Origin of the sequence: Myroides marinus (assembly GCF_900109075.1) — a bacterium.
GTDB classification, from domain to species: Bacteria; Bacteroidota; Bacteroidia; order Flavobacteriales; family Flavobacteriaceae; genus Flavobacterium; species Flavobacterium marinum_A.
Genome location: NZ_FNYS01000008.1, coordinates 1 through 16,547 on the forward strand (window position 1 = coordinate 1; position 16,547 = coordinate 16,547).

Here is a 16,547-nt window from a genome sequence, read left to right on the forward strand (position 1 = left end):
TACTATATTCGAACAACATATTTCACAAGATGCTAATGTAGTTACAGATAAATGGAGAGGGTACAATCCTTTGAAAAAGAAATATAATATTACTCAAAAAGAAAGTGATAAAGGAGCTAATTTTAAAGAATTACATGTAATAATTCACCAACTTAAGTCGTGGATTAGGACAGTACCTTCACATATCAATAAGAAATATATCCAAGCTTATTTTAATGAGTTCGTATATAGATTAAATAGATCCGTATTTAAGGAAACAATTTTTCATAACACAATTGTTAAGATGGTTAAGGCAAAACCAACTTCTTTAAATATGATTAACGGAAGCTAAACAGATAACTCAATACTTCTTAATACCCTTCTCCAAAACTCCAATCATTCTCCCCGTCTTTCACAGCCTGACAAGAACTACAATAATCATCATATCGTTCTTTACTTCCTCCACAAGAAGGACATACTTTCTTTTTCATTTCATAAATACAGTCATCACAGTAATCATCCCAACTATACTTTCTCCCCCTACACTCAGGACAAACTTCTTTTGTTTTTTTATAAGTACAGTCAGGGCAATACTCATCCCATTTATCCTTATCACCACCACAGTCAGGGCAAGTAGATTCCTCTATATCCGCATTGACATCGCGCTGTAAAGCATGACCACTGCCACAACCTCCCCCTTCACTTAATAAAGTCACAGTGTACTCCACTCCTCTATCACTACTAAAACTACAGCTACCAGAAGTTATATCTTCTGATGTAAAGTGCGTCTCGTCTAACCACCCACCATTAGGCCAGTTAATCTGTACTAAGTTACCATCCTCTACTTCTACATCTAACTCATATGTGCTTGAAGTACCTGTCCTTGGATTATAATATTCTACCTCAGCACAATAGGTACCATCACTATATCCATCTGTATAACTGCCATAATAAGAACCACTGTTCCTACTGCCTTTATTACATGAAACACCTATTATACTAATGAAAATCAACAATACTAATCTGCGAACTAAACTTTCCATAAAACAGCTTTTAAACTACTTACAAAAGTACAACCAACAACATCAAGAGTGTTACGGAAATCCGTAAACCACAGCATTATGTGAGTGAACAACCACACCTCCTTAAGAGAAACAACCACCCCGCCCTTTCCCCTATCGTAGTAAAGTGACTAAAGGATGAAGAGTCATCCTAAGTAAAAACAACCACCCCGCCCTACGGGCACCCCTCCTTAGGAGGGGAATTAAAAGCGGGATGTTCTTCTAGGTAGCACATCACCTGATGTAGTTCAGTCTTCACCTGTATATCTGTAAATCGAATGACAGTCAATCCAAGGTTCTCGAGATATAGCTGACGCCTAGCATCATATTCCTCCTTGCCAACATGGCTATTGCCATCTATCTCAATTACAACTTGATAATTAGCATTATAGAAATCAACGATATAATTACCTATTATCTTCTGACGATCAAAGTCTAAACCTAAAAACTGCTTATTGCGCACTTGCTTCCAAAATAGCACCTCAGCATAGTTACCTGCCTTGCGCAACTCTTTCGCACGCTGTTTTAACTTCGGGTTATATGGTAACCTCATATACCCCCTCGTATCTCTCACATTCCCCTCCTCTGGAGGGGTGCCTGAAAGGCGGGGTGGTTCTACCTCCTCTGGAGGGGTGCCCAACACCCCGTTTTCCGGCCACCCCTCTGAAAGATGGGAATGGCGGGGTGGTTCTACCTCCTTATTAATAGCTGAATCATCAGATACTTGTTCTTCCTCATTTCCCCTTTTACTATACAACTTCTCACGCTCTTTGTCCATATAACCTAGCTTAGTAATTACCCTCCTTAAGTTAGAGACAATAACGCGCTTAGTCTTACACATATCAAACACCAAAAGCTAAACAATAAACACCCCTAATTTTCTATCTTCCACTCCTTGATTCCTACTTTTTATTCCTTAGTGGCATTGAGTTTTGTTCGAGTCTTGTTCGAGTCTTGTTCGCAAATCGCTCCCGGAGGCTTCGCAAATACAGAGATTTTGGGAACAACTCGGGAACAAAAACCAAAGATGAGTGAAACAAAACTAATATTACACATTGTAAATTAGATACTTAAGTGTTTTTAAAAGCATTAACGATACTCTCTATATAGGTCATTTATGGTCATTTGCTCTTGTTTACTCCTATTCCTTCCCCTTTGTTCCTTTTTTTGATGGATAGGGGAACGGAGGACTTTAGAATGTGGAATGTAGAATGAACAATCAGGAATAGTTTGCCTCTAAACAGTTTCTTGTATGTGACATAATGGACTTGGATTGTAGATCTATAGAATGGGATCCTTCCTGTCATCAAGATGACAATGTTTGCGTACAAAAAAAGCATACACGCGAGGGCTTTAGAATGTGGAATGTAAAATGAACAATGAGGAATAGTTTACCGTAAACAGTTTCTTGTATGTGACATAATGGACTTGGATTGTAGATCTATAGAATGGGATCCTTCCTGTCATCAAGATGACAATGTTTGCGTACAAAAAAAGCATACACGCGAGGACTTTAGAATGTGGAATGTAGAATGAACAATGAAGAATAGTTGCCTCTAAACAGTTTCTTGTATGTGACATAATGGACTTGGATTGTAGACCTATAGGATGCGATCATTCCTTTCATCAGGACAACGTTTGTATACAACAGACAAAATCACAGAAGACAAAAAACAAAATCACAAACAGCAAAATCACAACAAACCTACCTATGAAAGTACCACTGATAGAAATCAGTATTATACGTATCGATCTTACAATTTGGAATAATCTGTTTTAACACCCCTTCTTGGTGTTGTTTACGAAGGAAACGATTAAATAGTACTGGATGAGGAAAACGTTCCTTCAGCGCCTTATTTTTGCGTATTTCGTCATATAGATCTGTTGAGCGCAGTTCTACTTTCGTAGGTTGGTCAGCAAAATATTGATTTAACTGGTCGCGGATGGTTACCAAAAGCTTAATATCACTAGGCATTCTAGTAAATACCGTAGGACGAGTGTGACTCTGACTCTCTTCAGTCTCTTCTTCCTCTTCATCGTGCTCATCCTCTATCTCGTCTAATGCATCATACACAGGCTCATACACAATAGTTTCGATAGCCTCAGCAGGCTCTTCTACTACATCTAATGCAGCTTCTTCTACAGTGTTTAACGCAGGTTGGTCTGCATTGTCTAATACTACCTCAATTTCTTTGACATAGTGTTCATCTATAAGGTTGTGTAATTTATACTGTAGTTCTTCTAAGTAAGCTCTATACACCTCATCGATTTGAAGATTAGGTTGTAACAAGATTGCCGCTCCTATCTCTCTACATTCTACTAGTTGAGGATATTTCTTGTAATTAGCAACATACTCAAAGGTTAGTTTATGACGTTGCATTTGCACAGCAAAGCGCATCCACAAGTCAACGTTCAATGGTGGCTCCCCATCAGCCTTTAGCCAATCGTTATACTTCCAGTTTAGCACCCAACCTTTCTCAAAGGTATTCTTTACATACTTGGAAGTCACATAAATCGTTACCTCTGCCCCTACTTTGATCTGCTCTAACCCATTGACAATAGCCATTAACGAAATACGAGACTGCGAGTTCTCAACAAACCCTTCTGCGAAGGTCTTACACTGATCATCTATACACAGCATATTAGCGTACGCCTTAGCATCGCTAGAAGTGTCTATCTTAACTCGAGTATATAAGTCTATCTTGTATTTCATCGTTTTAATGGGGATTTATGGATTAAAAACATTTGACTACTTAAAGATAAGTACTTTTTGAGAATTATCAATGAAGAATGTTTTACAGCTAACGGTTAATAGTTTTTGTCTTCGCCATTAGGAACTTTGATAGCATATCTTCTGAATAATGTAGTTGTGTTTCACAAAAAACAATCTTACTTCTTAGTATACTGCATCAACCAATTATAAAGGTCGATATGACGGTATAAGTCTTCTACACTACCATGTGTACCACCTTTAACTACTTCTAGTTCTACAGGGGCGTTCTTATCACAGTTCTGTATAGCAGTCATAATCTTCTTAGATTCTTTTAAAGGAACGATATGGTCTTTATCTCCGTGGATTAGTTTAATAGGAACTGTAGTTGAGGCACAAGCATCGCGGTCTTCTCCACCACCACAGATAGCAATAGCTGCAGCTACACGATTAGGATATTTACCTACATACTTCATCGTACCATATCCACCTAAGCTCATTCCAGTAACATAGATACGGCTTTCATCGATATTGTAATTCTCAATCATATAACTTACGATTTCGTCTATCTTATCCGCATTCCAAGGGCCTGATGGCAACTGTGGAGCTACTAAATAACCTGGAATATTAATTCCCTTCTCAACTCCCTTAAGAGCACCATAACGCTTTACTCTATCGATATTAGTTCCTGATAGGCTTCTCCCATGTAAGAAAATAAACAAAGGGTTCTTCTCCTCAACAGATTTAGGCTCATTAAGCCAAAATTGGTAAGTCGTTTTGTCCAAAATAGCTTTGGGTTGGGCAAATGAGGTTAGGGATACTAAACAGATTAAAACAGTAAGTAATTTCATAGCTTTTTTTGAAAGTAAAAGTAGTTGAATTATGTTAAAATCAAAACAAAAAAATGCGGTAAGTACTGTCAATACTATACTTTTTGGAAATAAAAAAACACTGAACTCTCATTCAGTGTTTTGCAAAATCTTTATTTATTTAATATCTCCACAACATTAGTCCTGCTTGATATCCTGCTCCTAGTGTCCACATCAAAAAGTAGTCTCCTTCTTTTAAAGGTTTTACCTCTTTTTGATACTGGTGCAATGCCAGAAATGGACTAGACGCTCCTGAATATCCTAACTCTTTAGAATAAAAAGGAACTTTCTCCTCTGGCAATCCATAATGTCCTTTAATTGCCTTGATATTCTTTAACGATAGTTGAGAGAATAAGAACAAGCTTATATCTGCTATCGAAAGTCCATTTTTAGCGAGAAAATCATCTATCTTGTCTAAGGCAAACTCCACGCTACCGCTCCCGTCAAAGGAAGTATCCCACATGGTTAATTCCTCTGGTAATGAGCACGAATGCCCTTGAGGTGGAAATAATACGGTATCACAAAAACTACTATCTGTGTGGTAAAGCACATCTACTAGTCCTGATGTAGTCTGGTCTTTCTCAACTATAAAGGCAAAAGCTGAGTCTGAAAAACAAAAGGCTGTAACAGGATTTTTACTATCTAAAATACGCGATAATTGATCAGAACAAATAACCAGTGCTTTCTGAGCTGTAGCACTACTGTTTAAGTAATGTGTCACTTGATCTAATGCCACAAAGGCTCCAATACAGTTAGCATTGATATCATAACACATAGTATCGCGCTTTCCTTTTAACGCTTGATGGATAAAGATAGAATCACATGGTATCTGATGCTCTGGTGTACAAGTAACAAAAGCAATAATATCAATGCTATCCATAGATATACCACTCTGCTTTAAAACTCCTTTAGCCGCCTCTATTCCCATCGACACTGTTGTCTCCTTAGAATCTTTTGGAATAACAAAACGGTTATTTCTACCTAGCGCTTCTTGTATTTTTCTCATTGACACCCCTTGGCTCTCAAATTGTTCAATTACACTTTCATTGCTTTCAACATGAGTTGGGTGATAAAAATAAGTGTGTTTTAATTTCATTTTTTTTGGACTGTTTTTATGGTTAATAATAGTCGCTTATTGCGAACCTAAAATAAAAACAAATCCTCTTTTTTCAATATTAAAAAACGGATCAAAAAATCTAAAACAAAAACTTTAACAATTAATAATCAACCATTTATAAAAACAAAAAAGTGTAATAAATATAAATTACACACTAAATAACCAGAACATTATTTAATACAAATCATTCATTTAGATTTTTAAGAAATATTCTTTAAAAAATAACCAATTCTCTTTTTATCCAAAAACGACTAGTACAAAGAAGGTCTAGGTGACACTAACTGTCCTTTTTTAACAATTATTGCTCTTATCCTACATCAAATCTACATACGAATTACTCGCTTTTTATCATTCTACTTAATACTATCTAACTTACAATAGCTCTCTCTACAAATAAAAAACCCAATATCTAATGACATTGGGCTTAACTTATATTACTCTTGAATAGTATCTAATTTATAACTGTCTTCTAAGAAGTGATATTTAGTAATCTTTCCATTGATTACTTTAAAAACTCCGACAAAAGAAGAGTTGAATATCTTATCGCTCTTCAGTATTTTAGAAGACAAATATCCTGTGGCAGTCGCATTCACTCCGTTTATGGCGATAAACTCTACTTCGAACTTGATAGGCTCTACATACTGTGGATGAAGATCAAAGAATCCTTCTTTTACTTGTTGTTTAGTAGTCTTCTTCCCTAGCCAAGGAAACTTGGTTTCATTACCTGGTAGATCCCAGTCTACCTCTTCGGCAAATAGATCCATTATATCACCTTGTACTTTACCTAAAAGTAAATCATAGAACTGATTAACTACCTGTTCTGTCTGTTGATCTACAGTAAGAAGAGATTGATTATCTAAGTCTTCTTTAAACAATCTTGTGACCATCTTATCTTGACCTGCTAAATCTGGATCTACATAACAGTGCATTCTCTTTATCTGTCCATTCTCTACATCAAAAACAGAAACAAACTTCCCAAAGGAAGTCGTGTGATTAGGAAAGTCTACTCCATTGCTAGTTTGTCCAAATTCATGTCCTTCGACTGTGACATAATTATCCTTTGCAATAAAGTTAAACTTGTCCATCTCGAAGGTCAGCGCATTAATTACCTGCTTAATTTGCTTAGTGAAGCGTTTGATGCCTTCTCTGCCTTTATCATACCCAAACTTGGGATAGAAAAGCTCTACATCCTCTGCAAACAACTTGTAATAAGTATCTTCACCGAAATCTCCTTTATTTACGAATTCATAGTACTTCTTTACTATATCTAAACTGCTATTAGTCATTGTGCTTTTTTACTTTTTATCATCCGAAGTTATACCTTATCCTTCTATGATTAGTTATTTTATACTTTATTTAACCCCAGAGAAAGCCCACCTAGTTCTGAGCTAATACAAGGCCTAGATCATATCCGTAAAAAAGAAAAAGCCCAGCACCTACAGGTACTGGACTTAATCATACACTTAATCTAAAATTTATAGAGACTACACTCTATTTACTCTTTTCAATTCTATAGGTTTGCTTTTTAGTATGCGATCGACCAAACATATCAGTCACCTTAATCTCTACTGTGTGCTGACCTAAACCAATATTAAAAGGCAATTTACCACTCCATAAATGAGAGGATACTATAGGATTAGACGGTTTTCTACCTGTTAGTAAAGTTTCTGTCAAATCATACTTCTGAACCGATGCATAAAAAGCAGGATCTATACTCTGTTCCTTCTTCATTTTCTTCCACTCTCCAGTGTCTATTCTATACTCGACTACATCTAGCTCTGTTCCCATAAATACATTTGCGTATACGCTATAATTACTAGCTCTTTTATCCCCTATTACTTTAGGCATAAACAGCTCCATCTTATACTCTTCTGATTCTCCAGACACCTTATAATCCAGTTCGTATTTATTACCTTTTACCACTAAAGTAGCATATCCTCTAGGTGTACCATCGCGCATTGTCGAATTAGGCACGCCTAATTGGTTAAACTCTCCAGAGTACCAGTCTCCAGAAGTAGTACCTACATTGTACTCATGAATAGGCTTTATACCTGACCAGCCCTGTTCTTTAGTATAGAACTGATGCATCTGATAATGCGTATGAGCAGACAACAATAGGATATTCTCATGTTCACTTAATAGATCTAATAACTGTCCTCTAGACGCCTTGTCAAAGTGTTTTTCATTTCCTACAAATAAGGGAATATGGAAAGAAACAACTATCAACTGATCTTTAGATACATGTTTTAAGTCGTTTTTGACAAAGTCTAATTGATCTTGTCTTAACCCACCTAAATACCCTTTACCTGTAATAGGGTGTGGATATAAGATATTATCTAATACAATAAAGTGAGCCTTCCCATAGTTAAAAGCATAGTTGGCAGGTCCAAAGTTCTTTTCGAAGGTTTCATCTGAGTAAATATCCTGTTTTGCTTCATAGTTCATATCGTGGTTCCCCATAACATTATACCACGGCAAACCTATCTGACTCATCACTTCTTTATACGGTGTGTGTAAGTCTAACTTATCTCCTACTAAATCCCCTAAACTAATTCCAAAAGAAATACCTTCTTTATTGTTTTTTACCTCATCTACTACTGCCTTCTTAAAGTAATCTAACTCTTCTAAACTATAAGGTTGTGGATCTCCGAAGATAAATGCTTTAAAATCGTCTGATTCATTCTGTTTTATCAATGCGAAGTTGACCTCTTTAGGCAATTTACCTGTAGGTGCTACTCCTTCATATTGTGTTCCCTTAGGCGAACCATTAGGCTTATGAGTTACATATGTTTTAGGTAAATTATACTGATCTAAAATAGCTGTGTATCCGCTAGGTTTAATTACAAATATCTGGTTATCCCCTGTCAGAGGTAATTCATACTCTCCCTGCGTATTGGTTAATACCACATCTACTCCATTAGATACAGATACTCCTATTAATCCTTTCTCTGTTTTATCTTTTTTACCATTTTTATTAGCGTCTTCAAATACGTATCCTTTCACGCTATTTTGTCCAAAAACAACAGCGGCTGTTAATAAAAAGGTTACTGTAAAAAGTCTTTTTTTCATGAGTTCTTTACTTATTTGTGATGGTTATTATCTGGTACTGGTCTAGATACTCCTAATTTATAATTAAGGAGAGAGCATCCTAACTCTCTCCCTATTTATGATCTACTCTAAAGAGAAGTCTGCTATGATCATATTGTGATCAGATAAACTCTCTAAGGAGTAAACAGATTGTCTGTGAAATAAAATAGCACTGTTTAAAGCTTTGACTATAAAGTCAATTTTCTTTGTGCTAGTCTGCGTCGGTATTGTGAGTTGATTTTTAAATCTACTGTCAAATTCAAACCCTTGCTTTAATACCTGTATTGGTTCTTCTTTTTCAGTTGCATTAAAATCCCCTGTTAGAAGATCTATCTTATTCTCTTTAGCTAACTGAATAACCTCTTTAGCTTGTAAAACTCTACTTGCATTACTTTGGCTTGCTAAATGAGTAGTAGCCACTGTCAGCTCTCTCTCATGGCCTAGATCTAAAGTACATACTAATAGTCCTCTTTTTTCTTCTTGTTCACTACTGCTTGAGAGTGGATAAAAAGCGCTTTTCACAATAGGATATTTAGACAATATACCTATGCCGTAATCACCTCCTGCATAATCTATAGTCTTGCCAAACTTATAAGACATCTTAGTGCGTTTAGCTAATTCTGCTAGTTGATCTAGAGCAATACCTGAACGTCTGGTATTTACATCTAGTTCTTGAAGTGTCACAATATCTACTTCTTGATTATTAATCAAGCTCGCTAAGGAATTAATATCCACAAAATGATTTACATCATTAGCTCCTACAAAGTGATGAACGTTATAATTAAGTAGTCTTATCTCTTCTTTTTTTTTTGAACTAAGTCTACCTTACTCACCCATCTAAATTCTGTCATTACAGGATAGTGGTCTGAAGCAAATCTCGCACCTCGTTGAATATCTAATTCTTGGTATTTCCAAACAGCTAAATCACTTCCCTTGCTAAAGATGTAATCTATTCTATTTGTCGGCTTAGCTTCTATATCCCAAGAGTTAAATGTATATCCTAATTCAGCTCTATTAGTAGCTACTTCTCTAGTATCTAAGAATCCTAGATCAACGATTTTCTGATAAGGAGTATCTGTAGGTGGTAGATTTAAATCCCCTGTTAAGATTACAGTCTCGCCTTTTACTATATTCTTTAATTGAGTCTGAATTACCTCAACACTTTTCTCTCTCGCTAGCTTTCCTCTATGATCAAAATGAGTGTTGATAAAGACAAAGGTTCTCTTAGTATTCTTATCTTCAAGTCTAGCCCAAGTAGCGATGCGAGGCAGAGACGAATCCCACGAAATCATTCCTTTCTCAGCCGGATTCTCTGCTAACCAAAACGTTCCACTCTCTAGAAGTTTAAAACGCTCTTTCACATAGAATATCGGGCTAAACTCTCCTTTATTACCTGATTCTCTACCCTCTCCCACATAATCATAGTTAGGCATTAACCCCTGTAAATCTACTAGTTGTCCATAGGTTACTTCTTGCATACCTACTACATCTACATCGTTAAAACGGACAATCTCAGCTACCCATTCTTTGCGGTTACTCCATTGGTTAATACCGTCTTTAGGGGTATCCATTCTCACATTAAAAGTCATCGCTTTTAAGGTTTCTGGTTTTTGCACTTGTGCAAAGAGGTTGCATGTAAACAATACAAACAACAAGGCTATATTTCTTACCATCCTGGGTTCTGTTTTAAATTAGGGTTTAACTGTAATTCTTGAATCGGAATAGGATATAGATAATCCTTTTCTTCTTTAAACACACGTGTTCTAAATGTAGGGTGGGGTTCTACTAAGCTATTTGTACTTAAGTTTAAGTCTCTACCTAACTTCACATAGTATACTCCTTTTTGATTCTCATTTGGCTTCTGTCCGTCATAGATATGAATATCTACTGTACCATTTTGGTCTAAGTCATAAGACCCTGTATTAGGAAAATACATTCCTTCTATAGGTTGAGTTAGCTTCTGACCTTCTTTCCAACGAACGATGTCTTCCCATCTGTGATCTTCCATATACAATTCGATACGACGCTCACGTCTAATCTCTAAAATAACACCTTTATTAGTATTCTGTACATTTCTATACTGATTAGCTAAATATTGATCAGGAGTAGCGTTAGCGGCTGATAATACCAAAGCAGGCATAGCCACACGGGCGCGAATTACATTGATAGATTTGTCTAAATCTTCCTGAGTTAGTGTGCCTAACTCTGCCTTAGCCTCAGCATAGTTTAACAATACTTCTGCATATCTAAACAAAGGCAAATCTACAATAGAGGCACTATTTGTATCATATTGAGCCTCGGTTACATATTTAATCAACTGGTAACCAGTCACACTCGCTGACAAATCTGGAGCTAATTCAATATTTCCTCCAATACGGGTATACTTAGGTGTTCGAATAGTCTGAGATAAACGCAAATCACGATCCTTAGTCTCCTCTGCAAACTGTATCTTGTTATAATTAGGTTTGTCCGTAAAACGACTACCGTCCTTCATCAAATAGCTGTTCACTAAATCCTTAGGCATACCTGGACGTCCGTATGAAGAAGTAATGGTATAGTAATTAACGTTGTGCTTAATATTTAACTCTGTAGAGTACTCTCTAGCTAAGATTACCTCCTGCTCTACTGCACTATGAGAAGCGAATAAATTAAGGTAGTCTTTCTCAGGTTTACCTGTTGAATACACTTTATATCCCGATTCTTTCATCAATAAATCAGCAGCTTCTACAGCCTGTGTTAGGTATTTCTCATAACCTTTTAACCCTCTGTATTTCATGTAGGTTCCCTCGAATAACCCTACTCTTGCCTTTAGAGCTAGTGCCGTCCACTTAGAGATTCTGTAAGCAGACTTAGTAGGCTTCATATTCTCAATAGCAAAGTCTAAGTCTTTCATAATATTATCTACCACTACACTGCGCGGATCTCTAGGTTTCTCTAAAGAAGCGGTATCATTGGGGTCTATCACATAATCATACCACGGCACATCTCCAAAGCGCTTAACCTTCTCAAAATAAAAATAGGCTCTAAAAAACTTAGCTAATCCCCCATAATGTTTGGTTACATTCTTATCTGGTACACGTTCATAGTTCGCTAGAAAGTAGTTAATATTACGCAAGTCTGTCCAGCTCCAACCTCCTCCTGTAGTAGGTACTGTACGAGCGCCTCTCATCTCTTCTGAAAGTGTATTCTGTATAATATTATCACTGCTACTATCCCCGTTATAAATAGAGGTAGAAGGAAACATGCGGTAAAAAGAATTAGAAAACAGAATTAAATCACTCTCCTTCTGAAAGAAGTTTTCATCTGTTACTTCTGAAAGAGGTGTTCTATCTAAGAAGTCCTCACTACATGAAGTAAGTGTAGTAGCTAATACAGCCAAAAAAAGTATACTATATTTTTTCATTATATGATCTTAAAAATTTAATTGTACTCCAAAAGAAAGAATCTTAGAGAATGGATAATTTTGAGCACTCGATCTAGTTCTAGCTGAGCTAGGGCTATTAAAGTTAAAGCTGTTACTAGCTGCTTCTGGATCGATATAATCAGTTAAAGAAGTGAAAGTAAATAAGTTCTCTCCAGATAGGTATACTCTTATTTTCTCGATGTTAGCTCTCTTAGTTAATGACTCTGGTAGCGTATATCCTATAGTTAGGTTCTTTAATCTTAGGTAAGCTAAACTCTGTAAATAACGATCATTATTCACACCTAATTGGCGGTTAGAACCTAGAGCTGTATAACCTACTAAACGAGGATAATATGCATCTGTGTTCTCTGGTGTCCAAATATCATAAGCCAAATCTTTACGGATAAACGAGTCATAAGGTCTGTTATACATTCCCCAGAATACTCTACTCTCTTCGTTAGGATACCAATCTTGTTTACCTACTCCTTGGAAAAAAGCAGAGAAGTCTATTCCTTTCCATTCTCCTCTTAGCGTAAAGCTATACAAGTATCTCGGCGTAGTATTTCCTATTTTCTTTAAGTCTCCATGATTTGCCAAAGTATTCTCTCCATTGTCTACTTTACCATCTCCATTGCGATCAATAAACATTACATCTCCAGGCTTTAATCCTCCTAATGAATAGATATAAGAAGATACTTTAGACTGATCTGCGTGGTTTTTAATTTGTTCTTCACTTTGAAATAATCCACCTACTTCATATCCCCATATTTCTCCTAATTCCATTCCTTCGTAATAATCTGTCAAGATACCTTTAGGGTTAGAGAATCTAGTAATATGTGTTTTAGAATCAGCAAGTGTACCTGTGATAGAGAAATTAAAATCACTTCCTGCTAATTTAAATGAGTCAGCATAAGTAGCGCTTAGTTCAAAACCTTTAGTTCTTAAGTCTGCTGCATTTTCTTTAGGAGATCCTGTTCCTAATACAGCCGAAAGAGTACGCCCATTAGTTAGCATTCCATTAATATCGCGTTGGAAGTAATCAAAACTCATCTTAAGTCTATTGTCAAAGAAGGCTACATCTGCTCCTATATCATAAGTCTCTACTCTCTCCCATGTGATATCCTTTGGGTTTAACCCAGGAGCTGTCATATAGTCAAGCTTAGCCCCATCTAAGGCATATCCATTATCAATCGCTTTATTTAAAGTAGGTATATATTCATAAGCACCAATATTTTGATTTCCTAACTCTCCGTAAGACGCTCTAATCTTAAACTGATTCCAGAAGCTTAGATTATCTTTAAAGAAAGGTTCATTTGCTACATTCCATCCAACTGAATACGACGGGAAGAATCCCCATCTTTGTTCTTTAGGAAAACGTGAAGTGGCATCGTAACGTCCATTAAGCTCTACTAAGTACTTACCTGCATAATCATAAGATAATCGATAGAAATAACCTCTTAAAGCCCAATCATAAGCACTACCTGTAACCTCAGGATTAGAAGAACCTAAACCAACGTCATTAAGATCATCAGAAATAAGGTTTTGTACACTCGCTAGAATGCTTTGACTCTTAAAGCTCTCTTGGTTAAAACCTCCCATTACCTCAAAGTTGTGATGATTCAAAGAGAACTTATAATTACCATAGATATTAACCGAGTTGTATTCTTCAGTACGATTATTGGTGCTTAATTGATTTACACCAAAATAGTCAACCTGATCAGGGAATATCGTATAAGGAACTTTAGTAGAGCGTTCGCTTATTCCTCTTGTTCCTTTGCGATAAGCATAACTTGCATACACATCTAAATCCTCAACAGGTTTAAAGTGAAAAGTATTAGCTGTAGAGAATTCATCTTTTCGAGCCTCTCTCTGTGACTTACCATGTAATAAAGCAGCAAAGAAACCGTCTCCTACAGTATAATTATTTAACTCTGTACGCCATAGTGCTCCTCCATCAGGATTCACAGGCATATAAGCAGGTAAAGCGTGTACAAGCATTAAGTTACCCCATGGATCTCTCCATCCGTACTGACTACCTCCATGGGCTAAATCATAGGATTTAAAATATTGATTATTGGTTGTAAAATCAATCCAATCATTAATCTTAATATCAAATTTAGCTCTAAAGTTATCTTTCTTGTAAAGATCCTCTTGTACTTTTAATAGTCCATCTTCTTTATAATTTCGATAAGAGAAAAATCCCTTTATCTTATCTGATCCTCCAGATATACTTACGTCATTTATATACGAAAAACGTTGGTCTTTCCAGAAGTAATCCCACCAATCTGTATTTCCATAATGAACGTACTGATCTCTACCATTTCTGTTTTGTATTTCAACTCTAGCTAGTGAAGGGTTTTGAGCTACAAGTTTTAATTGCTCATAATCCTCATCATTATACCCTGTATAACGCTTACCTGTAGCGGCTAAAAAGGAATCATCAACTAACTTAGTAGATAAGTAAGGGTCAGTTAAGAAATCTGTGTTTTGAGTTAGACTCATAGCATTCACAGTAGAGCTGATATTGACCTTTACCTTGCCTATCTCTGGGTTTTTAGTAGTGACAAGCACTACTCCAAAGGCTCCTCTAGCTCCGTAAATAGCTGCTGCTCCAGCATCTTTTAACACACTAATATTCTCTATATCTGCTGGGTTAAGGGTGTTTAAATTTCCCTCTACTCCATCAATTAATACCAAAGGGCTTCCTCCATTAATGGACGTAAAACCACGAATATTAATGTTGACATCTGAATCAGACTTACCTGTACTATTGATAATATTTAATCCTGGTGTACTCCCTTGTAAAGCAGAAACAGCATTAGAACTCGGTCTATCTTGCAGCACTCGTTTATCAACTTCGGCAACTGCTGTTGTTATTTTTTGTTTTTTCTTATCTCCATATCCAATTGCTACAACAGTAATATCATCTAACTGAGTGCTAAATTCACTATTACTAACATGAATAACATTATTTCGATATTCTAGAGTAAGCCCAGTTTGCATAGCTATAGAAGCTAATACATCCTGAATATTCATACTCTTTACATTCCACTGGATAAGAGGAATGTCTTTCTGTGTTATGTCTTGATAACTAAGTTTAGCACCAACTTTAGCTGATAATTCAATTAATACTTTGTCTAATGGTGCGTCTTGTTGAATATTTATAGTTACCAAAGGACTTGTGACCTTAGGTAAGCTTTCTTGAGCCGAAAGTAAACCTGAGCTCAATAGGAATGCTACATAACAACATACCCGAAATTTTTTCATGTCTGTTTGTTTTAAAATTAGTTCTGATAAAACTACTGATAACCAAACACCTAGACATTCTGTGATTTTTTAAATAATCATTAACAAATCATACATTCACAACTTGTACTTAAAATTACATTAACTCTAAATTAACAAACCAGTCGCGTACAAAACGCGTATTACTTGAACGTAACAACCGGGTTATATATTCGCAAAAAGAACTAATTAAACATTTCACGTAGAAAGACATAAAATTTCAAAACACCTATTTTCAGCACAATACACAAACAAAAAAAGCAACCCCTAAGGATTGCTTTTCTATATATTTCTTTTGTATTTATTCTATTGTGGTCTTACAGACTTATTAACGATGTATCCTATGATGTAACCAACATAATTAATAAACCCTTCTAATCTGTGATTATCCTCTACGTAGATCACTGTACTATTAGGCGCATCTTGTTTTACATTGAACTGACTAAAATCAATAGCTTCATCTTCTTTAGCTAGAATAACTAAGGCATCTTCTACCTTGTTTATTTTCATCAAACTATTTTGAAGGTTTTCTGCGAATTGCAATTCTGTATTAAGCCTTTTATCATAATCTAATAATGGACTTGTCAATACTAAGATAGTGCTTAAGCCTAAAGATTTACGAGTCTCTCTAATCTGATAAGCTATATTAGCACCTGTAGAATCTCCTACTAATACGATTTGTTCTATTTCGTTTGTTTGCTCTATAGCTGTCTTTAATAATAATTCGAAATCTGTATGCTCATCCCACTCAAAAACTGCTGCTGGAAAATCTGGTAAAGATTCTTTTAAATTAAAAAACTTACGAGATTCACGATTAGATCCATATCCATGGATATATAATAAAAAAAGGTCCTTCATCATCTATATTTAATTAGGTAGAAGTATATATGTATACTATCTGAGGCTAAATGTACACTAATATCATACATATCCAATCTTTTTTTTGAAAAAATCCCCCTATTTATCCCTATTGAGTATACTTTCAATAATTTGAGATACAACTATATTCGCATTCTTAACATTTCTTACATAAATT

General features: G+C 35.8%; 13 protein-coding genes. 1 reads left to right on the forward strand and 12 read right to left on the reverse strand.

Going from position 1 to position 16,547, the window contains the following annotated elements; translation table 11 throughout:
• Window positions 1-331, forward strand: a 331-nt coding sequence (locus BMX53_RS09685; RefSeq protein ID WP_143061417.1) for a transposase, incomplete at its 5' end; no start/stop codon positions are given.
• 19 nt (window positions 332-350) lie between these two features.
• On the opposite strand, the gene BMX53_RS09690 is transcribed toward BMX53_RS09685, so the two are convergent.
• The 12 genes from BMX53_RS09690 to BMX53_RS09745 all read right to left on the reverse strand — a co-directional run bounded on the left by BMX53_RS09690 (window position 351) and on the right by BMX53_RS09745 (window position 16,372).
• On the reverse strand, window positions 351-1,022 hold the full coding sequence (locus BMX53_RS09690; protein WP_074746020.1) for a hypothetical protein: 672 nt from the start codon (window positions 1,020-1,022) through the stop codon (window positions 351-353).
• 193 nt (window positions 1,023-1,215) lie between these two features.
• On the reverse strand, window positions 1,216-1,818 hold the full coding sequence (locus BMX53_RS19255; RefSeq protein WP_244154494.1) for an endonuclease domain-containing protein: 603 nt from the start codon (window positions 1,816-1,818) through the stop codon (window positions 1,216-1,218).
• A 927-nt stretch (window positions 1,819-2,745) separates the two neighbouring features.
• Window positions 2,746-3,753 carry an RNase H family protein gene (locus tag BMX53_RS09700; RefSeq protein WP_074746022.1) on the reverse strand — a complete coding sequence of 336 codons (1,008 nt, stop codon included), beginning with the start codon at window positions 3,751-3,753 and terminating at the stop codon, window positions 2,746-2,748.
• Between the two features lie 176 nt (window positions 3,754-3,929).
• Window positions 3,930-4,601 carry a carboxylesterase family protein gene (locus BMX53_RS09705; RefSeq protein ID WP_074746024.1) on the reverse strand — a complete coding sequence of 224 codons (672 nt, stop codon included), beginning with the start codon at window positions 4,599-4,601 and terminating at the stop codon, window positions 3,930-3,932.
• A 139-nt stretch (window positions 4,602-4,740) separates the two neighbouring features.
• Window positions 4,741-5,715 carry a 3-oxoacyl-ACP synthase III family protein gene (locus BMX53_RS09710; protein ID WP_074746026.1) on the reverse strand — a complete coding sequence of 325 codons (975 nt, stop codon included), beginning with the start codon at window positions 5,713-5,715 and terminating at the stop codon, window positions 4,741-4,743.
• 455 nt (window positions 5,716-6,170) lie between these two features.
• Entirely contained in the window at window positions 6,171-7,022 is an 852-nt protein-coding gene (locus BMX53_RS09715) for a nuclear transport factor 2 family protein (RefSeq protein WP_074746028.1), read from the reverse strand.
• Between the two features lie 205 nt (window positions 7,023-7,227).
• Window positions 7,228-8,805 carry a calcineurin-like phosphoesterase C-terminal domain-containing protein gene (locus tag BMX53_RS09720; RefSeq protein ID WP_074746030.1) on the reverse strand — a complete coding sequence of 526 codons (1,578 nt, stop codon included), beginning with the start codon at window positions 8,803-8,805 and terminating at the stop codon, window positions 7,228-7,230.
• A gap of 102 nt (window positions 8,806-8,907) precedes the next feature.
• Window positions 8,908-9,618 (reverse strand): endonuclease/exonuclease/phosphatase family protein, encoded by a 711-nt coding sequence (locus BMX53_RS09725; protein ID WP_083394409.1) that lies wholly within the window; start codon window positions 9,616-9,618, stop codon window positions 8,908-8,910.
• Window positions 9,615-10,496 carry an endonuclease/exonuclease/phosphatase family protein gene (locus BMX53_RS09730; protein ID WP_074746034.1) on the reverse strand — a complete coding sequence of 294 codons (882 nt, stop codon included), beginning with the start codon at window positions 10,494-10,496 and terminating at the stop codon, window positions 9,615-9,617. Before BMX53_RS09730 ends, BMX53_RS09725 begins: the two co-directional genes overlap by 4 nt.
• Window positions 10,490-12,226, reverse strand: coding sequence for a RagB/SusD family nutrient uptake outer membrane protein (locus BMX53_RS09735; RefSeq protein ID WP_074746036.1), 1,737 nt, complete (start codon window positions 12,224-12,226; stop codon window positions 10,490-10,492). Before BMX53_RS09735 ends, BMX53_RS09730 begins: the two co-directional genes overlap by 7 nt.
• Before the next feature lie 9 nt (window positions 12,227-12,235).
• Complete coding sequence (locus tag BMX53_RS09740; RefSeq protein WP_074746037.1) at window positions 12,236-15,493, reverse strand: SusC/RagA family TonB-linked outer membrane protein; 3,258 nt, start codon at window positions 15,491-15,493, stop codon at window positions 12,236-12,238.
• Between the two features lie 324 nt (window positions 15,494-15,817).
• On the reverse strand, window positions 15,818-16,372 hold the full coding sequence (locus BMX53_RS09745) for a YqiA/YcfP family alpha/beta fold hydrolase (RefSeq protein ID WP_244154495.1): 555 nt from the start codon (window positions 16,370-16,372) through the stop codon (window positions 15,818-15,820).
• Between the last annotated feature and the right edge of the window lie 175 nt (window positions 16,373-16,547).